The following is a 24597-nucleotide window of genomic DNA, read 5'->3' as shown; positions in this document are numbered from 1 at the left end:
GCCGATCCCGTCGACTGCGGTGCGAACTACGACGGCAAGCACACCTCCGCCCTGCTCGGCGTCGGGGCCGGCGTCGTCGCCGCGGCCGCGGGCACACCCGTCGTCGTCCACTCCGGCGACGGCGTCCCGACACAGAAGGAGACCGCCTACAAGCACGTCCTCGACGAACTCGGTGTCCGGACCGAACTCGCACCCCAGGAGAGCGCCGATATGGTCGACGAAACCGGCTTTGGCTTCTACTACCAGCCCGAGTTCAACCCCGGCGTCCACGACCTCTTCGACCGACGCGACCAGATGGGCGTCCGAACCTTCGTCAACACCATCGAAACCGTCGCCAACCCCGCGAACGCCGACGTCCACCTCGGCTCGTTCTATCACCTCGCGTTCGCGAAGAAGTTGACGGACCTGCTCAAAGGCAGCGAGCAACTCGAGTACACCCGCGCGATCTTCTTCCAGGGAATGGAAGGCTACGACGATATTCGGCCAGGGTATACGAAGGTCGCCGAGTGGGACCAGACGGGTGCTGACGGCGACGAGAGTTTCGAGGACTACGAAATCGAGACCGCCGAGTACGGCATGGAGATGGAGGGCGACGACCTCGCCGTCGACGACGTGACCGCCGACTCCGCCTCGATCACCGAGGCCGTCCTCGCCGGCGAGCGTGACGACGAGTTTACCGACGCAATCGCACTCAACGGTGCGTTCCGGATGTACGCCCGCCAGGACGTCGACAGCCTCGAGGACGGACTCGAGCGCGCCCGCGAGGTTATCGACGATGGCAGCGCGGCAGCGGTACTCGAGGACCTCCGGTCGTTCTAGCTCCGCAAAGGACACCTCTAGAAGTTGATTTGTTTAGCATCACCCCTACATTCTGAGGTACTGTTCTTCTCCGAAGGGGTTCTGCCAGCCCCAGCGTTGATCTCGTCTGTCGCGGTGCGAGACGGCCCGAATCACCGTCGTTTTCGTGTACCTGTCCACGTTTTCGGCTTTTGGGTTCCTCGCTGTGGGACGGTCGATTGCCACCCACAGACAGCAACAGGATAGAGCAGTCTCGACTCGAGTACCCCGCCTCGAGAGTCATGTCATCCACAGCATCACGGGTATTGTCTCGCCGTCGGATGACGAACAGACAGCCTTTGCTGGCTGAGACGTCAACACTCAGACTCCAGATTATATCTTTCTGAGAGAATAGTTCGGTATGTGTTACGTCTGGGTCCGAATGCCAGTTTCGTCACCCGGCATGACCGCTCAGCATCGCCGCTCGCCATCGCCATCGTCACTCGAGTACCCTGGCAATCGCCGCGCTATCGTGCCCCCTCGCCCGACCTCGACCCCGACGTGGACCCACCGCTGCCGTCGCTCGATGACGAACTGGACGACGGTCGGTTGCCACCATTCGAGTCCGTCGTCGATTGGCGCGACGAACTCGAGTCGGTGGTTGCTGACTCGTCGGTGCTGGCGTCGTCGGTGTCGCTCGACTCGTCACCGCCATCGCTATCCCCGTCCCCGTCCCCGTCGTCGCCTTGCGAGTCCGGTTGTGACTGGGTCCGCCTGATCTTGGCCATCGAGCGGCCGAAGATCGACCGACCGTCACCGAACAGGCTCTGGACGCCGTCCTCCGACTCACCCTGTGTTGCACGGTGGCGTTCCAGCAACCCGGGTCTGCGAAGGCTCTCAGTGCTGTCGGCAGGCGGACTATCGATGTCGACGCCGCGAATCGCGTCCGGTAGCGTGTCGTCAGTTTCCTCCGTCTCTGTGGCCTCGATGATCGTCTGATCCTCGACCAGTTCCTGCCAGATCTCTCTGGGGGGCTGGCTCGACAAGTTCGCCGCCTCGTCGCGGCCCTTCTGATAGGCGAGGTTGACGAAACTCTCGTCGTAGGTCGTCTCGACCTGATTCGTCAGCCGATCGAGTTCGTCGGTGTACGTGTCGCCGAGACGTACTGCGACGCCGAGGGCGTAGGCCCGTTCGACGACCTCCTCGCGGCCGTCGATCGACTCCCAGTCCGTGCCGAAGCTTTTGTCGTACATCGAACTCAGGTCTGGATCTTCGTGCTCGGGTCGACTTGCAATCCGCGGTCCGTGAACTCGACCTGTCGAATGTCACAGTCGATCTCCGTCCCGCGCATCTTGATGATCTGCACCCCGCGCGTCATCCCACCGGCCTCCAGATAGTTGTGCATGAAGACCACCCCGTGGGCCAGATAGTGGCCGTCCGAGTACGAGGAGGGATCCGTCATCTCCGAGATCAGGACGACCGTCGCATCGGCCCGCTTCAACTTCGTCAGGAACTTGATCAGCGCGTTCAGGTCGTCCGAGAAGTAGTACTCGAGTAACATCGTCGAGTCGATGACCAGCCGGTCGACGTCGCGCGATTCGACGAAGGCGACGAGCTGGTTCGAGAGGTTCTCGACGTTCGAGGGGAAGTCCCCGGAGCTTCGTGACGAGGACGAGAAGAGCCGCTGTGCTTCCGTATCGAAGACGTTGAGCACCTTCACGTGGCCGGAGCTGACGGCCTTGTCGAAGCCGAACTCGTAGTTGGCCATGTCCGAGACGAGTTCCTGCTGGGACTCGTGGAGGGTCAGAAATAGCGTCGTCTCCCCGTCAATCGCACCCTTGGTCACGAACTGCGAGCAGAACGTCGTCTTTCCGCTGCCGGGCGGACCGCTGATGACGTACAGGCGGTCTTTCAAGAGCCCGCCGTTGAGCAGTTCGTCGAACCCCGGTACACCCGATGGAATTCGCATTGTCGGGAATCAGGAACGTACCCACTAAATAAATTCTGGCGGCCGTCTTTCACGCCGGTCGACAGTTCGTACGCCGCAGACGCCGCCGACAGCCGTCAGAGTTGCCGAACATCGCCGTTCGCGCTCGTCACCGTCAACGTCCCGGTCGACGGATCGAACGCGAGCGACCGGCCGTGGTAGCCGCCAACGTCGGTCTCGCGGATCTGAATGTGGGCGGCCTCGAGTTCGGCCGTGACGGCTTCGATGTTGCGCTCGCCGATGGTGGCGGTGAGGTGGGTGTCGAGCATCGCCGCGCCGCCGGCGACTTTGGCCCACGAGCGGGCGGGGGTGCCGCCGAGGTCGCGGAAGGACTCGAGCATTGACTCGAAGCCGGTGTCGGCGAACTTCGCGTCGGGGTGGGTGCCGTTCGCGTCGGCGGCGGCTGGAAGCATGAAGTGGAGGAGCCCACTGACGCCGGCGCGGTCGTCGTGGATTGCGACGCCGATACAGGAGCCGAGCCCGCTGGTTTTGAGCGTCGTTTCGTCGTCTGTGAGCGCGTAGTCGGCGATGCCAACGGGAATCGCACCGGTGTCGTCGTGCGCTGAAGAGTGGGCTGCAGAGTCCGGGTCCGTACGCAGGGTCGCGATAATCTCGTCTGTACTGTCGCCGATTGATGGCGTTTCCGCTCGTTCTGGCGCGGATTGGTCCCGACCGAGTCGCTTTTTGTCCGTCATAGTCTGAATTGTTGGCTGTTCGGTTCCCGCAGTGTGCCACCACCCACACCTGTTGTCTGTGCCGCCGCCGAGCTCGAGTACGATAGGCGTTGCTACAGCGTATCCACGTCGAGGATCATCACGACTTCTCCCTCGCCGAGCACCGACGCGCCGCTGATTCCGGGTGCGCCGCTCAGGACGCCTTCGAACGGCTTGATGACGACTTCCTCCTGTCCCATTACGTCGGAGCAGCGCAGACAGACCTGCCTGACGCTGTCTTTGATGCGGACGACCATGTCGTCTTCGTCGGGCTCGCTATCGGGGACGTCGAGGCGGTCGCCAAGCGACAGCAGCGGGTAGACGTCGCCGTCGTGGGTCACGGTCTGTCGGCCCTCCACGGATTCGATATCGATGTCCTCGAACTCGGAAATCTCGTCGATGTTCTTGATCGGAACGCCGTAGGTCTCGTCGCCGACTGTAACGAACAGGACCCGGACGATTGCCACGCTGACGGGTAGCATCAGCGTGATCTCGGTTCCCTCGTCGGGTTCGCTCTCGACGTTAATCGAGCCGTCCACGCCGCGGACGACCTGGTTGACCACGTCCATCCCGACGCCGCGGCCGCTGACCTCGGTCACCTCGTCGGTCGTCGAGAAGCCGGGGTGGAAGATGAGGTCGTACACCTCGGAGTCGTCGAGTAGCTTGACCTCTTCTTCGGCCATCACACCCTTTTCGACCGCCTTGGAGCGAATCTTCTCGACGTCGAGGCCGCCACCGTCGTCTTTCACCGTCACGGAGACGCGGTCGCGTTCGCGCTCACCGATGAGTTTGATCGATCCCTCGCGAGGTTTACCCTTTGCCTCGCGCTCTTCGGGCGACTCGATGCCGTGGTCGACCGCGTTTCGAATGAGGTGCATCAGCGGGTCGCCGAGTTCGTTCAGGATCGATCGATCCATCTCGATGTCGACGCCCTCCATCTGGAAGTCGATCTCCTTGCCCTGATCGCGCGAAATGTCACGGACGACCCGCGGGAAGTTGCCGACGATCTTCTTCAGCGGCACCAGACGGATCTCGAGGACCGTATCCTGGAGACTGGCCGTGATCTTGCCGTGCTCCTCGAGTTCGTCTTCGGCTTCGACCAGTTCGTTGTCCTCGATGATCTTGCGGAGCTTGATCCGGCTCGTGACCATCTCCTCGACCTGGTTGTATAGCTGGTCAACCTGTTCGACGTCGACACGGATCGACTCGACTTCCTTACTGCTGTGGGTGACGTTCGAACTGCTCCCTGCCGAATCGTCGGACTCGGCATCAGCGTCGGCGTCGTCCGAATCGTCTGCATCCGCCGTCACCTCGTCGATAATGTCGTCCGTTACGTCCGTGACGCTGGCACCCTCGACGTACCGGTTGTCGTCGAAGAACGCCTCGACGGCTTCGTTGTCTGCATCGTCGCCCGTCGCCGTCACGTAGGCGTCGAAGACCGCATCGAACTCGCCTGCCTCGATCGTCTCGTTCGTCGGCACCGTCCGCAGCAACTCGTACTCGTCTCCGGCCGCGTCGATGACGAACATCGCATCGACCTGCGGCGAGCCGCTGTCGTCTAACTCGAGTGCCGCCCGGTAGACAGCGGTGTCGGAATCGAGTGCCTCGCGGTCGACGTCGTCGGCGAGGTCCGCGAGCGGGACGTCGCGGTCGGTGTCGACGGCGTCGTCATCGGTCGCTTCGGTTGCTGCTGCGGTCTCGGCCGGAGCGGACTCGCCGCCCTCGATCGACGCGCGGATCGCCTCGATCGTCTCCTCGGGGTCGGTGTTCGTTTCGCCGGTATCTGAGATTTCCTCGACCATCTGAGCGAGGTGGTCGACGCCGTTGAAGATGAGATCCATTCGCTCGGCGGTGACCTCGAGTTCGCCGTCGCGAATGCAGTCGAGTAAGTCCTCAATAGCGTGAGCGAGGTTGCTCGCCGTGGTGTAGCCCATCACGCCGAAGTTCCCCTTCAGGTTGTGCGCGACGCGGAACACCGTCTCGATAGCGTCTGAACTCTCGGGGTCGTCCTCGAGGTCGAGCAGTGCGTTGTTCAGCTTCTGGATGTCCTCCTGGCTCTCCTGGACGAACGTGCTTGTTGCGTCGCTCACGCGGACCACCCCCGGAAGGCGTTCGTGATGCCCTCGGTGATTCGGTCCTTGGGGAGCACCATGTCGACGTCGACGTTCTCGGCTGCCACCTTCGGCATGCCGTAGACGCGCGAGGTTGCCTCGTCCTGGACGATCGCTTTCCCGCCGGCGTCTTTGATCGCGGCGAGGCCGGCTGCGCCGTCGGCACCCATCCCGGTCAGAATCACACCGGTGAGATTCCCGGTGACCGTTTCGGCTGCGGTTTCCATCGTTACGTCGATGGCGGGCCTGACGTTATGGCGTTTGGGGCCGTTGTCGTGGGAGACTGTCAGTCGACCGTTCCGTTCGTTGGTCACCCGTAGGTGTGAGCCACCCTTCGCCAGGACGCCCTCGCCTGGGCCAACAGTATCCCCCTCTCGGGCCTGTCTGAAGTCGTACGCCGTTCGTTCGTTGAGCCGTTTCGCGAATCGCTCTGTGTAATGATCTGCCATGTGTTGGACTACAAGCACTCGGAGGCCTGCCCGCTGTGGAAGTTCGGACAGCACTTGTTCGACGACTCGCGGGCCGCCGGTCGATGCACCGATGACGAGCGTCGGATCGCAGGGAAATTCGGAACTGACGCTGATCGTCTGGGACTGTTCCTCGCTGACCCGGCCCGTCTCCATCCCTGCAACGTCCGCCGCTGCGACCGCACGGACGCGGTTGACGATCGTGTCCTGCTGGGACCAGATGTTGACCGAGCCGTCGCCCGACGGCTTCGCCAGAAAGTCGACCGCACCAGCATCCAGTGCGTCGAACGTCGCATCCGCGTTGCGCGTCGTCTGCGAGCTGATGACCAGCATCGGAATCGGGTTCTCGGCCATCACCTGTTCGATCACTTCGTGGCCCGTCAGTCCGGGCATCTGAATGTCGATCGTCGCCACGTCGGGCTCGTGGCGCTCGATCAGTTCGACCGCCTCGATGCCGTCTTTGGCACGGGCGACGACGGTGATGCCACCATCCTCCAGAATCTTTCCGAGCGTCTCGCGCATCACTGCCGAGTCGTCTGCGATTACTGCATCGACCATCAGGTGTCCTCCCGCGACCCGGAGGTGTGGCCCGGTGGGTTCGATACTCGTCCGCTGGGCCGTCCGGAGTCAGTTCCGACGTCACACTCTTGCTCCCCAGTACGCTGTACCAAAGCGCTGAACGCCCCCGCTTCGATTCGCCCCGCCCGACGAGCGCCAAAACAATCCGTCGCGTAGCCGGCGTCGACGGCGTCGGCGCTCGATCCGTTCACTGCCATGGCACTGGTTTGTAATGATCCCCGCATAAAGCGTTCGGCCGGACCGCCATTCAAGCACCGTTCGATCCGACGAATACCACGTTCTCACCCGCAGTGGCCGTGTGAGTTATGTAGGCAGAGTTGAAACGACTCACTCGAATGGCGGGAGCTGCTCGGCTGTGTGTGACAAATCAGAAAGGAGGCGTCGGCAAGACGACCGTCGCGATCAACCTCGCGGGTGCGCTGAACGAACTCGGACGTGACGTCCTCTTCGTCGACCTCGATCCGCAGGGGAACGCGACCGAAGGACTCGGCCTGCTCGAGGCCTACGACGCCGAACCACCGTCGTTACTCGACGCGCTCGTCGACCCGGCGACTGTCGACTGCGACGACCTCGTCTCCGCTCATCCGGAGATGGACGTCGTCACGAGTAACGTCGACATGAACGCCGCCGAGTCTACGCTCGTCCAGGAACCCGACGGCGAGACACGACTCGATGCACTCCTCGACCGACTCGAGGCCGCAGGCGAGTACGACGTCACCGTCGTCGACTGCTCGCCCCACCTCGGTCTCCTGACCGACAACGCGCTGTACGCGACGGAGAACCTCGTAATTCCCGCGCTCGCCGAACCGACGAGCAAGCGGTCACTCGAGTTGCTCTTCGATTACGTCGGTGCGCTGGAGATGGACCACGACGTGACGATCGAGCCGCAGGCACTGGTGGCAAACCGGATCGAGAACACGCGAGCGGCGACGGAGATGCTCGAGTGGTTCGACGAGGCGCTGCCGGACGTGCCGCTGTATCGGATTCGAAAGCGTGTGGCGTTGCAGCGGGCGTTCGCGTCGGGGAAGTCGGTGTTTGCGGTGGAAGAAGAGACTGATATGAGCGCAGTGTTCATGGAGATGGCCGAGCAGCTAGATGAGCAGTTGCCACGACAGGGGATTCCAGCATGACTGACGACAGAGCACGTCGACTACGGGAGATGCGCAACCGTGCGGCTGGTGGAGCACGTGAGACAGCGGAGACAGCGGAGACTGAGGGGACTGAGGGAACTGAAGAGACGGAAGAGACTGGAGAGACTGGAGAAACTGAAGAAACTGCGGAGACAACAGCGCAAGACGACGCGGGCGAGATCACAGCAGAATCTCCGTCTGCGGACGACGACAGCACAGATAGCGGCACCGAATCAGCAGGCGAACGCGACGGGCCAGCAGCGAGCAGCGACGGGACCACGGATGACAGCGACGATGGTCGCGTCGACGGGCAGCAGACGGCAAACGCCCCTTCCGAGGCAGAACAGAAATCGGACGCGGCCGATTCGGAGGCAGATGAGGGAGAGACTGGGGCACCAGCAGGCGATTCTGACGCCGCTGGCGAGGGTGAGACCAGGGCTGAGGCTGTTGCCCCCGCGGAGGGGCCTGTCGAGACCGCAGCTGCCGACGCGTCGGCAGAGACGGACGACAGCGATGTCACGCTCTCGTTCAACGAAGGCGACTCGGTCTCCGACGCTGGGCCGAACGCCAACGCGGGCGGTCCGCTCGCCGCACTCGGCGGTGCCGTCGCCAGCCAGTCTACCGTCGCCGAACTCACGGGAACCGGCGCAGAACCGACCGTCGACGGCTCCGCGACGATGGCGGATGCCGAAGGGTACGGCGACGCGACCGCCGCGCGCAAGGACGCCATGTTCGAGCAGGGCAACACGCTGATCCACTCGACACACGACAGCGAGTCGACGATCCAGATGCTCGAGTTCTACCTGAACGAGAACCGCTACGCCATCGAGATCGACCGGATCAGCGCCATCGTCGAGATGAAAGACATCACGCGCTTCCCGCGCGGCCCCACCGCAATCGACGGCGTGACGGACCTCCGCGGCGAGATCACGGGCGTTCTCGACCCGACGACGATGCTCGACGTCGAGCACAACGAACTGTCCGACGACCAGTACATCGTCGTCCTCGAACGCGACGACGACAAGCAGAAACTCGGCGTTCGCGTGACTGACGTTTCGCAGGCGGTCACCTATCACGACAGCCAGATCGACGAGACGGGCAGCGTCATGGACGCCGCCGGCGACCACCAACACGAGTGCGTTCGCGGCATCATCAAAAAGCAGGACGACGACGACCGAACGACGCTCGTCGCCTGGCTCGATATCGACGAACTCATCGCGAACATCGACTGACGCCTCGCTCGCTGATGTGGTCGTCTTCGCTCTCGTTTTACTCGCTGATGCGGTCGTCTTTGTTCTCGGTTTGTTCGCCGATCCTGAGTAACTATTCACCAAAAAGCTGTTGCGTTCTGTACCGATCGCTGCATATGTCTCGGCCCTCAAACCACCGTATATGACTGTTGTGGCCACCAACCCTCCCGCTTCTTCGAATCTGCAAAAACACTTATTTAGCTGACTCTCACTGTCACCACTATGCCCAGAACAGACGGCGGAGCGTCCCGTCTCGAGGCCGCTACCGACCCAACGGCAACCGGGTCGGCGTCGGTCACGGACGCGGACGTCGACGCCATTACGAACGCCGGCGTCGACTCCGAACGCGTCGAACGCGCGAGCACTCTCGTGTCACTGGACGCCGACGACGAGGCTCGACTCGAGTCGCTCTCGGAACTCCTCGCCGACAATCGCACAGCCCTCGCCGCAGCGTCCGCCGACGCTGCCTGCCGCGACCCTGCCGTTTCGAGTGCACTCGCAGACCAGCGTGAGGCCAGCCAGGAGGAACTCGAGTCCGCCCAGGCCGCGCTCGTCGACGCCGCGGCGAACGGGCGGGCCGACGCCGATGTGTTCGCAGCGCGGTTCGAGTCGCCGGCTGTCGGAACCCTTCTCGCGGCAGGTCCTGACGTGTACATCGGCTCGTTCGGTGCGTACTACGAGGGGGCACTCGAGGCGATTGCTGCGGATGTGAAAGCAGAAGTTGGGAGTGAGGCCGAATCTGGGTTTGCAGCCGAAGCCGAACTCGAGTCCGCTGCCGATGCCGATACCGACGGCGAGACGGCGGACGATGTGGAGGCTGCAGTAGACGACGCCGTCGACACCGTCGTCGAGCGGACTCTTTCGCTCCTACGCCACAGTCTCATCGATCAACAACTCGCGATGGAGACCTACGCCAGCGCACAGCACACACAGCGGGCAGCCGACAAGGAGCGGATCGCAGAGTACGAAGCACAGCTGAAAGACCAGTTAGAGACGAAACGCAACCGTGAGGCCGTTGGCGACCGCATTCAGGAGACGCTTCGCGAGGTCGCAGATTCGACGGACAACGTGACCGAGCGGACCGCAGAGATCACCGATCTCGCGGACGAACAGTCGGCGTCGATGAACGAGATCGCGAGCGAGGTTTCTGGACTGTCGGCGACGGTCGAGGAGATCGCCTCGAACGCCGAGGAGGTCAGTGCAACCAGCGAACGCGCCGAGGAGATCGCAAACGATACGACGGAGACAGCAGAGGAAGCAATCGATCAGATCGAGGACGTCGAGGACGCAACCGACGAGGTAACTGAGGACGTCGAGGATCTGCGCGAGAGCGTCCAGACAATCGACGAGATCGTCGACGTGATCAACGACATCGCCGACCAGACGAATTNGAGCGTCCAGACAATCGACGAGATCGTCGACGTGATCAACGACATCGCCGACCAGACGAATTTGCTCGCGCTCAACGCCTCGATCGAGGCGGCGACTGCCGGCGAGGCCGGCGACGGCTTCGCGGTCGTCGCGAACGAAGTCAAGTCCCTGGCCGAAGAGTCCCAGGAAGAGGCCAAGAACATCGAGCGGATGATCGACCAGATCCAGGCAGACACCGAGGAGACGGTCGACAGCCTCGAGACGGCGAATCAGCGCGTCTCCACTGGTGTCGACCTGGTCGAAGAGACAGTCGACAACTTAGAGCGAATCGAAGAGTCCGTCCAGGAGGCGAGTACGGGCATCCAGGAGGTCGCGATCGCGACCGACGACCAGGCCGCGAGTACTGAGGAGGTCGCAAGCATGACCGATACTGCGATGGACAAATCCCAGCAGGTCGCCAGCGGTCTCGAAGCCATCGAGGACCACGCCGAGACCGTCGACGAACTGGTCGACAATGTCGAGGGCGACGTTCGTCGTCTGTCGACGGACGACCACAGCTGAAGAGCGGTCTCTCTGCGGACCACGACTTCGACTACCGATTGCTGGCTGCCGGACGCCGAACACCGAACACCGAACGCCGAACGCCGAACACCGAACTGCCATGGTATCCACGAATCAACCCAACGCAACACAATCGAACGCGACTGAAGAGACGAATACCAACGCTGGCACCAACACCAACACGAGCACTAACGCCAACACGAACACTAACGCCAACGCCACCGCTAACACCAACACCGACACCGACACCCCCGACGAACTCACCGTCCACGTACTCGAGTTCGACCTCGGCGAAAACCGCTACTGTGTCGACATCGGCTACGTCGCGGAGATCGTCAACACGGACGAACTGACCACGATCCCGAACACCCCCGACCACGTCGAGGGCGTGATGGACCTCCGTGGCGAAACAACGAAGATCGTCAACCTGCGAACGATCTTTGGCGAGAACGACAGCGACGAACTCGGGAATCGAATCATCGTCTTCAAGCGAAAGCGCGATTCGACCGACCGGATCGGCTGGCTCGCAGACGAAGTGCGCCAGGTACGCAAGATCGACGCGACGACGGTCGACACCGCCGTTGACGGCGAGGGAATCGCTGGCATCGTTCGACAGGAAGACGAATTCGTGCTGTGGATTGATCCGACGGACGTTCGCGTCTAACCGTCCGGTCCCAGCCCCAGAATACGATCCGCTGTGAGACTGTTTCACCACGGCAACTCGTTTCGGGACGATACCACGGTCCCACGGTGTCTCATTCACCACGGTAACGCGGGACCCGACGATAACGTGTTTCGGTACGGCAGCCCGGACTCGAGTACGATCGTCAGAGCGCCCACCATTTTCTGACACCTCTCAATATCCGAACCCGTTGAAACAGCCAATAGGCGGTCATATCGGCTGCGAAGCGTCGCCCTGCCAATAAGTATATGGGTGACTCGACAGAACATCGGGACAATGCCGGCCCACCAGACGGAGCGCCAATCGCAGTTCAAAGTCGATGCAGCCGAGAGACGCCAGGTAGACGGTCAGGAACTCGCCGCCCGAATCGGACTTGACCGCCGCGAAATCGAGTGGCGAAAGGAGTTCGTCGGCTTCGACGCCGCAGATGAAGACCGACTCGAGTCGATGGCACCACTCTTCGAGGAGATTGCGGACGACCTCGTCGACGAATTCTACGCCCATCTGCAGTCGAACACTGATGCGACCGCTGTTCTCAATTCCTCGTCGAAATCTGTCGACGCACTCGAGAAGACCCAGTACGAGTATCTCTTGGATCTTGGTCGTGGCGAGTACGGAGCCGAGTACGCTGAGCGGCGTGCCAGAATTGGCAAGATCCACGATATGCTGGATATGGGGCCGAAGTTCTATCTCGGCGGCTATTCGATCTACTACGAGGGGATTCTGACGGCGCTTGCCGAGGAGGCGATGGACGAGCTTGCCAGTGAGACTGTTTCGGAGACATCTGCCACAGAGTCGTCTGTGTCTGCAGGCGAGGAGCACACGCCAGCCACGACCGAGGACGAGCCACTCGTGCCGCTCTCGGAGGCCCAGGCGATGGTCGACGACGTCGTCGAACAGTCACTCTCCGTGCTCAAACTGTTAAACGTCGACCAGCAGATCGCGATGGACACCTACATCGACGCCTACGCGGACGTCGAGGACGAACTCGAGCACCGACGCGAGGTCTCGAAGAACGTCCAGTCATCGGTTAGTGACCTGCGCGAGAGTTCCACGGATGTCTCAGAGCGATCCGAGGAGATCAGCGACCTGGCGGCGAGACAGTCCGACGCGATGGGCGAGATTTCGAGCGAGGTTGCCGGACTGTCGGCGACGGTCGAGGAGATCGCCTCGAACGCAGAAGAGGTCAGCGCGACCAGCGAGCGCGCCGAGGAGATCGCGATTGATACGACGGAGACAGCCGAGGAGGCCATCAACAAAATGGGGGTCGTCGACGACGCCGCAGACGAGGTAACTGAGGACGTCGAGGATCTGCGCGAGAGCGTCCAGACAATCGACGAGATCGTCGACGTGATCAACGACATCGCCGACCAGACGAATTNGAGCGTCCAGACAATCGACGAGATCGTCGACGTGATCAACGACATCGCCGACCAGACGAATTTGCTCGCGCTCAACGCCTCGATCGAGGCGGCGACGGCCGGTGAGGCCGGCGACGGCTTCGCGGTCGTCGCAAACGAGGTCAAGTCCCTGGCCGAGGAATCCCAGGAGGAAGCCAAGAATATCGAGCGGATGATCGACCAGATCCAGACAGACACGGAGGAGACGGTCGACAGTCTCGAGACGGCAAACGAGGAGATCGAAAGCGGCGTCGGCCTGGTCGAAGAGACAGTCGACAACTTAGAGCGAATCGAAGAGTCCGTCCAGGAGGCGAGTACGGGCATCCAGGAGGTCGCAACGGCAACCGACGATCAGGCTGCGAGTACTGAGGAAGTTGCAAGCATGGCCGACACCGCAATGGAACAGTCACACGAGGTCACAACCGAAATCGAGGCGATCGTCGACCAGAACGAGCAGGTCGAGGAACTGGTCGACGAGATCGAGTCCGAAGTCGACCGACTTGCCGACGACACGCACTCAACGTAGCTGCCAGCAGACGCTCGTCGTGCTGTGCTGTGCAGCAGATAGAACGGGCAGAGATTCGACCGCAGTTCACAGTCCGCAGTCATTTGCGTCTTCTTCGTTCACTCTCGAATTCAGACACTGACACCGACACCAACATCAACATCAGCATCAGCATCAGCATCAGCAACGGCAACGGCACCCGCACCGCTCAGTCCGCAGAGTGTGCCGTCCCGGACGTGGCACTGCCAGTACTCGAACTCGAGTTCACCGCGGCTCTCGCGTGCTGGTCGTCGCCGGCGTCTGCGAGCGCATCCGTACTGCGAAGCACCAGCATGCCGAAGCCGGCGAGCCAGACGATGTCGAGGTAGGTTGCAAGCGTCTGGCCGACGAAGGCGTCGGTGAACGCGAGGTTCTGTGCGGAGAGCATGCCGGTTGCGAGGAGACCGACGAAGACGAGGACGGTCAGGTTCCTGAGTCGGCCGTACAGAAGCGTTCGCTCGCTGCTTACGGTCTGTGCCTGACGTGCGAGCGGACCGTACAGAGTAACACCCATCACGCCGACACCGGCGACGATCGCGAGTGAGACGACGGTCCCGGCCGTTCCACCGAGAATCCAACTCCCTACAGTCGCCCAGAGACTCAGCAGAATCCCGCCGAGCAGGGTGAGTGTGTACCGCCGTTCGGCACCGGAGATCAGCCCGATTACGGAGACGACGGCACCCCAGGCGACCGAGTAGCCGAGGAACCGGGCGACCGACTCGTCACGGCCGGTCGTCGAGACGGTGAGAACGCCTGCAGCCATGAGCAAGTATGTGAGACTCATCACGCCACAGGCAGCGACGGCTGCGTAGCCGAGACGCCGCGATCCGGCCTCGAGTCGGCGGGTCCATAGCAGGAAGAGTGCGGTCATCGCTGCAAGAATCGTGCTCGTCAGTACGAAGGTTGTCGTGTGGTCAATCATTGTAGTGGTAGTAGTGTCGTAGTCGTGGTGTTGTCGTCGTATCGTCGTAGCGTCGTCGTGGTGGTGTCGTGGTATCGCCGTAGCGTCGTCGTACTGCTGTAGTCGTGGTATCGTCGTAGCGTCGTAGTCGTGATGTTGTCGTGATCCCGTCGTCCTACCGTCGAATCGTCAACAGCTATTTGCCGAATTATACGGTAGGAAAGCCACTCCAGAACCGCTATCTACGCCAGTGTTAGTCGTCGCCGGCTCCAGCCGGAGTCGCCATCTGAGACTGCTGGCGATCGATCGTAAACGTCTCCATCAGCTCGTTGAGCCGCTGGGCCTGCTCGTCCAGATCGCCCGCCATCGTCGAGACACTCTCCGTCGTCGCCGTCGTCTCCTCGGAGGCTGCTGCGACCTGCTCGGCCTGGCTGCTCGTCTCCGCCGACACGCTCGTCACGTCGTCGACGATCGTCGCAAGCTCCTGTGCTGAACTGGCCTGGTCGTCCGCAGTCTGCGTAATCTCCTGAATACTCGCGTCCATCTGGTCCGCCTCGGAACTGATCGTCTCGAGTTGGGTCTGTAACTCCTCGACGCGGGTCGCCGTCGTCTTGATATTCGAGTCGACCATCGTGATCTCCTCTGCGGTCGTCCCCGTCCGATCACGGATGGACTCGAGTGTGCCTTCGATTTCGTCGACGGCGTCCATGGTTTCCTCGGCGAGCGATTTGATCTCGTTCGCGACGACTGCGAAGCCGTCACCGCTCTCGTCGGCGCGGGCGGCTTCGACGTTCGCGTTGAGTGCGAGCAGGTTCGTCTGGTCGGCGATGTCGTCGATGAGTGAGATCACTTCGCCGATCTGGGCGGCTTCCTCGTTGAGTTCCTCAACTGTTTCGACGACGGTTTCGGTCGCCTCGACGAGCTGGTCGATGTTCTGTGCGGCGTCGGCTGCTGCGTCTTGGCCGTCGTCTGCGAGCGTCGCCATCCCTTCGGACTGGGTTGCGATCTCGGAGGTCGTCGCCGCGACTTCCTCAGTGGCCGCAGAAAGGTCGCTGACCTCGCTGGCGGCGAGTTCGAGGTCTTCGGTTTGGCTCGTCGCACCGTCTGCGATCTCCTGGACCGACTCGGCGACTTCCTGGCTGGCTGCGCGGATCTGCTGGCTCGAACCCTGCAGGTCGCCGGACATCTCGTCGACCGTCTCGCTCGCGTCCTGGACCTCGGCGACCACGTCGCCGATGCGATCGAGCATCCGGTTGAACGAGTTCGCGATCGCCTGCATCGCCTCGTCGTCCGTCTGCGGATCGAGTCGCCGACTGAGGTCGCCGGCAGCACACTCGTCCATCACGTCCGAGAAGCGCTGGGCTTCGGCGACGAGCTCCTGATTCTGCTGTTCGGCCTGATGCTGGAGGTCCTGAATCCGTTCGCGCTCTTCTTCGAGCTGGGCTGCCTGCTCTTCGGCTTCCTGCTGGGCCGTCTCGGCGCGTTCCTGTTCGGCCTCGACCTCCTCGAGTGTCGTCTCGAGTGAGTCGCGCATCGCACCGACTGAGTCGTAGAGCTGGCCGATCTCGTCGGCCCGATTGGTTTCGAGGTCGACGTCGAACTCGCCGTCGCCGATCTGCTCGGTTCGCTCGCCGAGTTGGCGCAGCGACAGGGCGACGTTGCCGCCGAGAACGATCCCGACGAGTCCGAGATTGACTGAGAAAATAACGAGCAGGCCGGTCAGTCCGGCAATGGCGCGTTCCTGCAGTCCCTCGGTCGGGCCGTTGACGATGTGCAGTCCGAACAACACACCGAATCCGATCGTCACGACGGCGACGAAACCGAGCGCACCGGCTATCTTGAGACTGTACTGGCGACGAATCCGTGCTGGTAGTAGTGAATCGAGTTGCATCCCGTGGTCTCCCTTCTCATACCGCTGGAGTCAGTGCGTCTACTCAGTCAACACACAGACTCCCGCCTTAGAGTAGACATCTCACTACCCCCACATAATCGTTATTGCCACCACGGTAGCTCACTCCATGTGACACCACTTACGCATCCCATGCCACACAAATCGGTCACCCCATATCACGACGAGCATCATCACAGCTGCCGACTGTCCTACACGCACTCACACCGATTCACGACCGCACCGATTCCACACTCAGTCACTCCTCAGTTGCTCTCTACTTCTACTGCATTCGAGCCAGGCGTCTGTGCCCCAGTTCCACTCACAGTCGATCAGTCTCCACTCGAGTGCCCCGTACTCGAGTCGTCCGTACTCGACCCACCCTTAACCGCGCCCCACGAGACGAGCCGCCCGGTGGACTCGAGTGCCGTGGTGTTTCGCACGAGGAGGAACCCGAATCCGAACAGGAAGACGAGATCCACGTAGGTTGCGGCGAGCTGGCCGACGACAGCATCGGTGAGGCCGAGTGTCTGTTCGGAGATCGCTCCGAGAACGATGAGACTGGCCCAGACGAGCAACAGCAGGTTCCTGAGTTTGCCGTAGAGGAGCGTTCGCTCGGCGTGAACCGTGCTGGCTGTGCGTGCCATGGGTCCGAGCAGGAGGACCGTGACGCCGAGGAACGAACCGAGGATAAGCCCGGTGGCGAGCAGTTCTCCTGTCCCACTCAGGACCCAACTGCCGAGCGTTCCCCAGACTGCGACCAGATTCCCGCCCACGAGGAGGAGTGTCTGTCGCCGTCGCGCGCCTGCGAGCGCACCGATGACGAGACTACTGGTCGTCATCACGACCGTGTACCCCAGGAATCGAGCGGCCGATTCCTCGCGGCCGGAGGTTGCGACTGTCAGCGCGTCTGCAGCCATAAGCAGGTATGCGGCCCCCATGCCGGCACAGGCGAGTGCAACCGCGTAGCCAAACTGCCGTGTGGTCGCTGGCAACCGCCGTGTGCCGAGTGTGAAGCCACCGGCCCCGAGGAGTAACAGTATCCCCGAGCCCGCGAGAATCGGCTCGCTCGCGATCATCGGTGGATCACCGAGGGGAGATAGCCGGCTGCGTGTTGTCGCTGTGCCCACCCATCGAGCGTCGGCTGTCGGTCTGTGTTGTCGACCCGATACCACCGTCCGTCTCGTCGACTCCGTCGCGAATTACTGAGTTCTGTCAGAGAGACCCACCCGGTTGTGATGGTTTGTCAACACACATAATGATTTGTGAATCTACACTTCTTGGCCGGTTTTTCAGCGTGAACAGCGTCTCGTTCGTTTCGACCCGGAGCCCGCCTGTGATTTTCCCGCGCTTGGCCACACACATAACAATAAAAACATATGCAGATCAACTACTACAGAGGTGTAAGAGAGCTACACAGTGTCGTAAGGTTATTATTGCACGGAATCTGAAAGTTGTGTATAACCGTGCCCGCCGATGACTCGTTCCGCGCTCTCCTCGACTATATGGAAACCGAACTTGGATTCTCGACCAGCCACTACAACGATAGCTACCTCGACCGACGAGTCACGGCCCGGCTTCGCCGAACGAAGTGCGACGACTACGACGACTACTTCGATCAGCTTCGAACCGACCCCGACGAGCAAGCGGCCCTGCTCGACTCGATGAGCATCAACGTCACCGGCTTCTTTCGCAACCCCGAAGTCTGGGACGGCATCCGCGATGTCCTTCGCACCCTCTCCGCACGCGAACGCCAGGTCTCGATCTGGAGTGCCGCCTGCGCTGACGGCCGCGAACCCTACTCGCTCTCGATGCTCATCCATGCCGACCCCCAGATCGACGAATCCGCCGTCGACATCGTCGCCACCGACATCAGCGAGGACGCCCTCGCAGTCGCCCGCGACGGCGTCTACGAGGAGTCACGAACGACCGATCTCGGCGGGGAACTCGAGTACCTCTCGAACTACGAGCAGTACGTCGACCACGACCGAGAGGAGGGAGTCTATCGCGTGCGCGACCGAGTCAAGCGACCGGTGAGCTTCGAGCGCCACGATCTGATCAGCGGGGCGTCGAAGTCCGGCTTCAATCTGGTGACGTGCCGAAATCTGTTCATCTATATCGATACGGAGTACAAGCGATCGATGCTCGAAACGATTGCCAACTCTCTGCAGGAGGACGGCTATCTGGTGATTGGGAAGAGCGAAACAATTCCGCCGTCGTTGAAGTCGACGTTCGAGGCGACGGACAACCGCCATCGAATCTATCGACGGACGTGAGTGACGGAACGCGTTCGCTGTCGGGACTGAGTCGTGTGCTGATCGACGACTGAGAACAGATTGGTGTGCGGTCGTATAGTAACAACTGCAACTATTTACACACTGATCGCACAGTGTCGTGCGATCAGGTGTGCATTGACTTGCAGTGGCTACTATAGGTGACCGCGTGATTCAACCGGCGTTTCTGTCGGGGTGTGGACCTACTGTGAGTCGCCGATACCGAACGGATGCAGTGTGCTCACCGACGAGACTGTTTGTTTTGGACCCCCCGCTGATGTACTAACGAACACACCGGCTGTATTATCAGATTTGAAACCGATTTATGCCCATACGGTTGTAAAGCTTGTGGCCGATTCTTGGTTCGGCTGGTATTCAAGAGTCCAGTTAGAGACGCTCTGGAGACGGTTTTGGGCTGTAAACGGTCTCGGAATGCTATCAGATCGGGTGCTGGTCTACTGGTCGCTGGTCAGCTTTTCCCGTCACCACTGGTCGTCCCCGACCGTTTCTGGCCGTCTCCCGCCGTCTCTCGTCGGCCACAGCCATCATCCGTAGTAGCCACCACAAGTCACCACACACCTGCTCACACGGCAGACGCGGTTCGGAGACCGCCACGCCGTCAGTGGATTCCAGTCGGTCGAGTGTCACCATCTTGGTCAATATTATTAAGTAATCTGCGTGTATTGACTCGGTCATGGATGTGCTGATCACGGACGACTCCGGCTTCATGCGGGATCTTCTCCGTGAAATTTTGGAAGAAGACCACACCATCGTCGGTGAGGCCGAAAACGGGGTCGAGGCCGTCGAACTCTATCAGGAAGAACAGCCGGACATCGTCTTCATGGACATCGTGATGCCGATCAAAGACGGCATCGAGGCGACCGACGAAATTACGGATATGGATCCGAGCGCAAAGGTCGTCATGTGCACCAGTGTCGAGCAGGCCGAGCAGATGAAAGACTCGATCAAGGCCGGTGCCGAGGGCTACATCACGAAACCGTTCCAGAAGGAGAGCGTCCTCGAGGAACTCAACAGCATCGCGGCCGGGTAATCCGCCATGGAAATCGATATTCGCGAGCTCGAAACCTACCAGGAGCTCGCTCACGACGGCGCACAATCAGCTGCTGAATCGCTCTCGCAACTGACGGGGATCAGTACGAGCGTACAGGTGACGAACGTCTCGCTCATGTCCTCCTCGGACCTCCAGTACGAGTTCATCGGCAACGAGTTCGCCGGCGTCAACATCGACCTCTCCGGTGAAATCTCGGGCGAGGTCGTCCTCGCGTTCGACGAACAGGGACGGAAAGCGATCACGGACAAACTCGTCCCGGCGGACGACCCAGAGAAGAAAAAGAGCAGCATCGAGGAGGTCGGCAACATCATGTCGAGCGGCTTCGTCGACGGCTGGGCGAACTACCTGAACGCGAAGATCAAGAGTTCGCCGCCGTCGTACATCCAGGGCACTGGAACCGACGTGCTACCAAAGTCCGCGACGACCGAGGACAACTATCTGTTCGTCTTCCGAAGCCGCGTCGAAGCGGCCGATGAAGGCGTCAACGAACCGATCGACTTCCGAATCTTGCTCGTCCCCGAATCGAGCTCACTCGAGCGCGCCTTCGAGCCGCGGACCGACGACATCGTCTCGGTGGAGAAGCTCAAGGTCTTCAATGACATGACCAAAGAGGGCGCAGAGAAGGCCGCAGCGAACATTACGTCGATGACCGGCATCGATACGACGGTCGAAATCAGCCGCCTGACGCTGGTTCCGATCGATGATATTCCGGCGGAGGTCGGCAACAAGCGCTACGTTGGGACCGTCATGCCGTTCGACGGCAAGTTCAGCGGTAACCTGGTCATTCTGTTCGATCAGCCGTCCGGGCGGGCGGTCGTCGACTCCCTCGTCCCGATGGAGACCGACAAGCAGTGGGGCTCCGTCGAACAGGGCGCACTGAAGGAACTCGGCAACATCATGACCAGCGGCTTCGTCGACGGCTGGGCAAACGTGCTGAACGCCGAAATCAAACACGAGCCGCCGCAGTTTGTCGCCGACACCGGCTCGTCGATCATGACGCCGATCACGGCCAAGATGGCCGAAACCGACGATCACGCGTTCATGCTCGACTCGAACATCCAGACCAACAGCGACCAGGTGTTCACCTGCCAGATGCTCGCACTACCGCGACGGTCTGAACTCAAGCAGGCGCTTGGAGACCTCCTGATCGAGAACTCCGAGAACACGAGCGTCGATCCAGCGGAACTGTTCGACCGCCAGTAATCACACCCCGAGGCCAGATTTTTGACGAGCAAGTCGTGTCGGAGCTTCGTGTTTGTACCATAGCGCTAATTCGCAGCGATACACAGCGTACACAGTAATATACAGCAATTCATAGCGATACACAGCGTACACAGCAATCCACACCGATTCGCCAGCGATGTCGTCTCCAGAAAGCACAGCAGACCGCTCGAACACACAGCCAAAGCGGTCAGGCGTTCACGTCCTCGATCCGCTCGCTCACGATAATTCGTCCCTTCGAGGTTAGCGAAAGACCGCTGGCGTTCTCGAGTACCAGGTCCTTGTTCTGCACCGAGTTCAGGACGTTCGTCACGTACGCCGGGTCACCGTCCAGCATATTCGTAAAGTCGATATCGCCACCAGTCGCGTGAATCCCGACCAGCACGCGCTTTTCGGGATTCGTCAGTTCGATGTCGGCGACCTCCTCGCGCAGCTCGTCGAACTCGAGTCGGAGGAAGCGCCCGAGCAGGTTGACGTACTGGCTCTTGGCGGGCGAGATGAGCGACGTCTTGGTCAGACCGGCGTCGGTGTCCGTGTCGATGTACTTGACGACCAGCGTGACGCGGTCGGCACTCTCGCCGAGTTTGTTCGAGCGCTGGATTCGCATCACGGTCTCGACGTCGAAGCTGAAGGTTCCGCGCTTGGTCGTTACCTCGATCCGTCGGTTTTTGATGCGGATCTTTCCGGGGACGACGGGCGTATCCTTCACGCGACCACCGACGCGTGCGGGGTGTTTGACCGCGGCTTTGCGGCCGTTGAGGAGACAGCGAAAAAGAATTGCAACGAAGGTGTCGACGGTTTCACCCGTACTCTCGATGACGGCGCTACGGGTCTGCCCGTCGTCGGTGTAGCCAATCGTCACCGTATCGTCGAAGAACTGCGTGACGTGGCTGGGAACGGTTCCGACGTTGACGTCGATGACCGTCGAGAGTGGAATTGTCGTCTTATCGTCGTTCGTCGCGAGGACCAGGCGGCGTTTCGTCATGATGATTCGTCCCGACGTGGGCGTGCCCGGCGATTCTCCGTGATTGCGGAAGAACCGGCCGGTAAAGTCGGCAACGACGTCTTCTGACATGACAGGTCCTTCTCGTCGAAATCTCTTAGCTCTTTACACGTTTTCGCCGGAATGGGCAAAATCGTGGACGGGAGACCGTTAGTCCGGTCGCGTCACGTGGAACGGGAGGCCCTCGACACCGTCGCGCTGGAACGAATCGATAGTGTCGTTTACCTCGTGGTAGGCCAGAATGTTCTCCTGGATCATCCGTTCGATGATGTCCGAGCGGAACTGCAGGTCGTCGTAGATATCGCGCGTGTCGGCGTAGCCGAGCAGGGTCGCGATCTGCTCTTCTAACACGTAGGAGTTGTTCATCCCCTGGAAGACGATCTCGTCCTCGACGGGGTCCCAGTAGAACACCTGTCGAGTGACGACCCCGTCCATCTGCTCGGAGTAGCCCTCGATCTCCTGGACTGAGGTGACACGACGCAGGACGTCGTCGCCCTGCTTGACGCGGTTCTGGAACAGTGCCACGTCGGCGTTGTCCATGAACGTCTCGGGGACGTTGATCGGGTCACCGGTGAATCGCTGGATCATCGAGACGATGTCGCTCGCGTGGAAGGTCAGCATGACCGGGTGGCCGGTCTGGGCCGCCTGGAACGCCATTCGACCCTCCTCACCACGAACCTCACCCACGACGATGTACTCGGGACGCGAACGCAACGCGGCCTCGACCAGGTTGAACATGTCGACGTCCGCGCTGTCCTCGCTGCGACTCTCACGGGTGAGTAGCTGCTGCCAGGTGTCGTGTGGCGGGAGCACCTCGGCGGTGTCCTCCGCGGTATAAATCTTCGAGTCCCGCGGAATGAACGACATGATCGAGTTCAGCGTCGTCGTCTTCCCGGATGCCGTCTCGCCGACGACGAACACCGTTCGCTCGTTCTCCAGACAGAGCCAGAGGTACGCCGCCAGTTCGGGCGAGAGCGTCCCCCAGTTCGTAATCTGGGTGACCGACAGGGGCACCTCGTCGCCCTGACGAATCGTCAGGGAGGGCCCCTTCACACTCACGTCGTCGCTGTAGATCACGTTCAGACGCGAGCCATCGGGCAGCGTCGAGTCGACGATCGGTTCCGCGTCCGTCATCGGATTCCCAATACGCTCACCCATGTTCGAGAGCCAGCGGTCGAACTCGTCTTGCGTGCCGAAGTCGACCGTCGTCTCGACCATCCCGTAGACGCCGTGATCGACGTAACACTCGTTGGGGCCGATCACGTGAATGTCCTCGTTCGCCGGGTCGCGCATGACCGGCTCGAGTGGTCCCAGGCCAACGATGTCTCGATTCAGCCGGTAGCGGATATTCTCGTAGGTTTCCTGTGGAATCTCCTGAATACCCGGATGGAAGCGGACCTTGAGCCGCTCGACGATGTTCTCGACCTCGTTGCCCTTGATGTGGGTCGTCTCACTCAGCAACTCCTCGATTCTGTCGCTGTACTCTGCGTCCTTCTCGGGTGCCACCTTGGTCGCACTTCGGCGAAGCAGCGAGTCTTTGACCGTCGAGAACACCGACTGCTCTTCGTCCGACAGCGTCGGCTCGACCGCAAAGTACTGCATCTTCGTTCCCACGTCGCCGTAGACGTGACTGTAAATCGGGCCACCGACCGGATAGAGGACGTTCGGATGCGGTGTCTCGTACTCCGCAGAGGGTTCGTCGATCAGCACCGGGAATTCGCCCGTAATCTGCCTGAACTTCTTCAGGTGCTCGCGCAGGTGTGGACGACGTGCAGCCAGCTCCTGAAGCTCGTCCGACGGCTTCGGCGTTCCCATTTCCGTCATGCCACAGTCACCTTCTAGGCAACACTCCGGTTCTCGATCACGATGCCTGTTCCGGATCGCACCGAGTACCCGATCCGGTCACCGACCTGTTCGCCCATCCCCGCAAAGCGCTTGATGAACAGCTGCCGCCGGATGTCGTTCCCGACCTCGATCATCTCGAGTTCGATGAACACGTCCGCGATCGAGCGGAACGGCCCGATCGCCTCCTCACCGACGGTCGATGGGTCGACCGTTAGCACGACGATTTTCCCCTGTGAGATCACGTCGCGCAGGAACGAAATGATCTCCAGGGCAGCCTGACGCTCTTCGTTCTGACGAACCAGCGCCTCGAACTTCGGATCGTTTCGGAGAATTGCGTCGAAGGTGTCGATGATGATGACGTCGGCAGACCAGAGGGTTTCTTCGTCCATCAGATCCGTCAACAGATCCTGGCGCGTTTGCTCCTCGTCGGTCGACGAGAGCACGCTACCACTGTCGAGGTCGCCGTGAAGGAACAGCATGTTCTCGAAGAGGAGGTGCTCCTCGACGTTGTAGTTCAGCGAATCCATCTGGTCGACGAAGCCCTTGACCTCGAGCTCCGTCGAGAGAAACGTCACGGACTTGTCCGTCTCACAGAGGCCGTACGCAAAACGCTGTGAGATAGCGCTCTTGCCGGCACCGTAGTCGCCTTCCATCAGTACGATACTCCCAGTCGGGATACCGCCCCCGAGTTCCTTATTCAGTCGGTCGCGGTCGTCGAGACCGAGTGAGAAGATATTTTTAAACTGACTCATCGTCTCTCGTCTTCGCCTTGACTCGTGGCTCGTTCTCCGGGCTCTTCAGTCTACTTGCTCGTGGCTCGTC

21 protein-coding genes are annotated in these 24597 nt (G+C 61.1%); 9 read left to right on the top strand and 12 right to left on the bottom strand.

Going from position 1 to position 24597, the window contains the following annotated elements:
- The coding region (locus C483_RS12860) for an anthranilate phosphoribosyltransferase (RefSeq protein WP_006653790.1) at positions 1 to 819 on the top strand (819 nt) is incomplete at its 5' end.
- A 485-nt stretch (positions 820 to 1304) separates the two neighbouring features.
- Here the strand turns inward: C483_RS12860 and C483_RS12855 are convergent.
- The 6 genes from C483_RS12855 to C483_RS20020 all read right to left on the bottom strand — a co-directional run bounded on the left by C483_RS12855 (position 1305) and on the right by C483_RS20020 (position 6831).
- On the bottom strand, positions 1305 to 2030 hold the full coding sequence (locus C483_RS12855) for a hypothetical protein (protein WP_006653789.1): 726 nt from the start codon (positions 2028 to 2030) through the stop codon (positions 1305 to 1307).
- A 5-nt stretch (positions 2031 to 2035) separates the two neighbouring features.
- Positions 2036 to 2746, bottom strand: a complete 711-nt coding sequence (locus C483_RS12850) for an RAD55 family ATPase (RefSeq protein ID WP_006653788.1) — start codon at positions 2744 to 2746, stop codon at positions 2036 to 2038.
- Between the two features lie 95 nt (positions 2747 to 2841).
- Positions 2842 to 3459 (bottom strand): chemotaxis protein CheD, encoded by a 618-nt coding sequence (locus C483_RS12845; RefSeq protein ID WP_006653787.1) that lies wholly within the window; start codon positions 3457 to 3459, stop codon positions 2842 to 2844.
- A gap of 92 nt (positions 3460 to 3551) precedes the next feature.
- Positions 3552 to 5576 (bottom strand): chemotaxis protein CheA, encoded by a 2025-nt coding sequence (gene cheA, locus C483_RS12840; protein WP_006653786.1) that lies wholly within the window; start codon positions 5574 to 5576, stop codon positions 3552 to 3554.
- Entirely contained in the window at positions 5564 to 6613 is a 1050-nt protein-coding gene (cheB, locus tag C483_RS12835) for a chemotaxis-specific protein-glutamate methyltransferase CheB (protein ID WP_006653785.1), read from the bottom strand. The genes cheA and cheB overlap by 13 nt, the downstream gene beginning before the upstream one ends.
- A complete protein-coding gene (locus C483_RS20020) occupies positions 6613 to 6831 on the bottom strand; it encodes a hypothetical protein (RefSeq protein ID WP_152419882.1) in 219 nt (72 codons plus the stop codon). The genes cheB and C483_RS20020 overlap by 1 nt, the downstream gene beginning before the upstream one ends.
- Before the next feature lie 138 nt (positions 6832 to 6969).
- On the opposite strand from C483_RS20020, the gene C483_RS12830 reads away from it, so the two are divergent.
- The 5 genes from C483_RS12830 (at position 6970) to C483_RS12810 (ending at position 13554) form a co-directional block, all read left to right on the top strand.
- Positions 6970 to 7764, top strand: a complete 795-nt coding sequence (locus tag C483_RS12830; protein ID WP_006653784.1) for a ParA family protein — start codon at positions 6970 to 6972, stop codon at positions 7762 to 7764.
- Positions 7761 to 8996 (top strand): chemotaxis protein CheW, encoded by a 1236-nt coding sequence (locus tag C483_RS12825; protein ID WP_006653783.1) that lies wholly within the window; start codon positions 7761 to 7763, stop codon positions 8994 to 8996. The genes C483_RS12830 and C483_RS12825 overlap by 4 nt, the downstream gene beginning before the upstream one ends.
- 240 nt (positions 8997 to 9236) lie before the next feature.
- Positions 9237 to 10946 (top strand): methyl-accepting chemotaxis protein, encoded by a 1710-nt coding sequence (locus C483_RS12820; RefSeq protein WP_006653782.1) that lies wholly within the window; start codon positions 9237 to 9239, stop codon positions 10944 to 10946.
- 100 nt (positions 10947 to 11046) lie between these two features.
- Entirely contained in the window at positions 11047 to 11610 is a 564-nt protein-coding gene (locus C483_RS12815) for a chemotaxis protein CheW (RefSeq protein ID WP_049912686.1), read from the top strand.
- A 294-nt stretch (positions 11611 to 11904) separates the two neighbouring features.
- Positions 11905 to 13554, top strand: coding sequence for a globin-coupled sensor protein (locus C483_RS12810; protein ID WP_006653780.1), 1650 nt, complete (start codon positions 11905 to 11907; stop codon positions 13552 to 13554).
- Positions 13555 to 13741: 187 nt separating this feature from the next.
- On the opposite strand, the gene C483_RS12805 is transcribed toward C483_RS12810, so the two are convergent.
- From C483_RS12805 to C483_RS12795, 3 genes are all read right to left on the bottom strand, one after another.
- Positions 13742 to 14494, bottom strand: a complete 753-nt coding sequence (locus tag C483_RS12805) for a bacteriorhodopsin (RefSeq protein ID WP_006653779.1) — start codon at positions 14492 to 14494, stop codon at positions 13742 to 13744.
- A 232-nt stretch (positions 14495 to 14726) separates the two neighbouring features.
- Positions 14727 to 16364: a methyl-accepting chemotaxis protein gene (locus C483_RS12800; RefSeq protein ID WP_006653778.1), complete on the bottom strand. Its 1638-nt coding sequence runs from the start codon at positions 16362 to 16364 to the stop codon at positions 14727 to 14729.
- Between the two features lie 329 nt (positions 16365 to 16693).
- On the bottom strand, positions 16694 to 17440 hold the full coding sequence (locus tag C483_RS12795; protein WP_006653777.1) for a bacteriorhodopsin: 747 nt from the start codon (positions 17438 to 17440) through the stop codon (positions 16694 to 16696).
- 387 nt (positions 17441 to 17827) lie between these two features.
- Here C483_RS12795 and C483_RS12790 point away from each other — a divergent pair, with 387 nt between their 5' ends.
- The 3 genes from C483_RS12790 to C483_RS12780 all read left to right on the top strand — a co-directional run bounded on the left by C483_RS12790 (position 17828) and on the right by C483_RS12780 (position 20909).
- The gene (locus C483_RS12790; protein WP_049912663.1) at positions 17828 to 18637 is read left to right on the top strand and encodes a CheR family methyltransferase; all 810 of its coding nucleotides are present in this window, start codon (positions 17828 to 17830) and stop codon (positions 18635 to 18637) included.
- 691 nt (positions 18638 to 19328) lie between these two features.
- The gene (gene cheY / locus C483_RS12785; protein WP_006653774.1) at positions 19329 to 19685 is read left to right on the top strand and encodes a chemotaxis protein CheY; all 357 of its coding nucleotides are present in this window, start codon (positions 19329 to 19331) and stop codon (positions 19683 to 19685) included.
- Positions 19686 to 19691: 6 nt separating this feature from the next.
- Complete coding sequence (locus tag C483_RS12780) at positions 19692 to 20909, top strand: chemotaxis protein CheC (protein ID WP_006653773.1); 1218 nt, start codon at positions 19692 to 19694, stop codon at positions 20907 to 20909.
- A gap of 208 nt (positions 20910 to 21117) precedes the next feature.
- Here C483_RS12780 and C483_RS12775 read toward each other — a convergent pair whose 3' ends face one another.
- From C483_RS12775 to C483_RS12765, 3 genes are all read right to left on the bottom strand, one after another.
- Entirely contained in the window at positions 21118 to 22002 is an 885-nt protein-coding gene (locus C483_RS12775; RefSeq protein ID WP_006653772.1) for a CheF family chemotaxis protein, read from the bottom strand.
- A 78-nt stretch (positions 22003 to 22080) separates the two neighbouring features.
- Entirely contained in the window at positions 22081 to 23754 is a 1674-nt protein-coding gene (locus C483_RS12770; protein ID WP_006653771.1) for a type II/IV secretion system ATPase subunit, read from the bottom strand.
- A 14-nt stretch (positions 23755 to 23768) separates the two neighbouring features.
- Positions 23769 to 24527 (bottom strand): ATPase domain-containing protein, encoded by a 759-nt coding sequence (locus tag C483_RS12765; RefSeq protein WP_006653770.1) that lies wholly within the window; start codon positions 24525 to 24527, stop codon positions 23769 to 23771.
- Between the last annotated feature and the right edge of the window lie 70 nt (positions 24528 to 24597).

The organism is Natrialba hulunbeirensis JCM 10989, assembly GCF_000337575.1.
Taxonomy (GTDB): domain Archaea; phylum Halobacteriota; class Halobacteria; order Halobacteriales; family Natrialbaceae; genus Natrialba; species Natrialba hulunbeirensis.
The sequence above is the reverse complement of the archived record's forward strand: the minus strand, read 5'-3'. Positions and strand labels throughout refer to the sequence as shown.

What these genes read in the sequence shown, in the direction of transcription:
- C483_RS12855 (WP_006653789.1), bottom strand. Translation starts at nt 2,030, where the DNA reads ATGTACGACAAAAGCTTCGGCACGGACTGGGAGTCGATCGACGGCCGC.
- C483_RS12850 (WP_006653788.1), bottom strand. Translation starts at nt 2,746, where the DNA reads ATGCGAATTCCATCGGGTGTACCGGGGTTCGACGAACTGCTCAACGGC.
- C483_RS12845 (WP_006653787.1), bottom strand. Translation starts at nt 3,459, where the DNA reads ATGACGGACAAAAAGCGACTCGGTCGGGACCAATCCGCGCCAGAACGA.
- cheB (WP_006653785.1), bottom strand. Translation starts at nt 6,613, where the DNA reads ATGGTCGATGCAGTAATCGCAGACGACTCGGCAGTGATGCGCGAGACG.
- C483_RS20020 (WP_152419882.1), bottom strand. Translation starts at nt 6,831, where the DNA reads ATGGCAGTGAACGGATCGAGCGCCGACGCCGTCGACGCCGGCTACGCG.
- C483_RS12830 (WP_006653784.1), top strand. Translation starts at nt 6,970, where the DNA reads ATGGCGGGAGCTGCTCGGCTGTGTGTGACAAATCAGAAAGGAGGCGTC.
- C483_RS12825 (WP_006653783.1), top strand. Translation starts at nt 7,761, where the DNA reads ATGACTGACGACAGAGCACGTCGACTACGGGAGATGCGCAACCGTGCG.
- C483_RS12815 (WP_049912686.1), top strand. Translation starts at nt 11,047, where the DNA reads ATGGTATCCACGAATCAACCCAACGCAACACAATCGAACGCGACTGAA.
- C483_RS12805 (WP_006653779.1), bottom strand. Translation starts at nt 14,494, where the DNA reads ATGATTGACCACACGACAACCTTCGTACTGACGAGCACGATTCTTGCA.
- C483_RS12800 (WP_006653778.1), bottom strand. Translation starts at nt 16,364, where the DNA reads ATGCAACTCGATTCACTACTACCAGCACGGATTCGTCGCCAGTACAGT.
- C483_RS12795 (WP_006653777.1), bottom strand. Translation starts at nt 17,440, where the DNA reads ATGATCGCGAGCGAGCCGATTCTCGCGGGCTCGGGGATACTGTTACTC.
- cheY (WP_006653774.1), top strand. Translation starts at nt 19,329, where the DNA reads ATGGATGTGCTGATCACGGACGACTCCGGCTTCATGCGGGATCTTCTC.
- C483_RS12780 (WP_006653773.1), top strand. Translation starts at nt 19,692, where the DNA reads ATGGAAATCGATATTCGCGAGCTCGAAACCTACCAGGAGCTCGCTCAC.
- C483_RS12775 (WP_006653772.1), bottom strand. Translation starts at nt 22,002, where the DNA reads ATGTCAGAAGACGTCGTTGCCGACTTTACCGGCCGGTTCTTCCGCAAT.
- C483_RS12770 (WP_006653771.1), bottom strand. Translation starts at nt 23,754, where the DNA reads ATGACGGAAATGGGAACGCCGAAGCCGTCGGACGAGCTTCAGGAGCTG.
- C483_RS12765 (WP_006653770.1), bottom strand. Translation starts at nt 24,527, where the DNA reads ATGAGTCAGTTTAAAAATATCTTCTCACTCGGTCTCGACGACCGCGAC.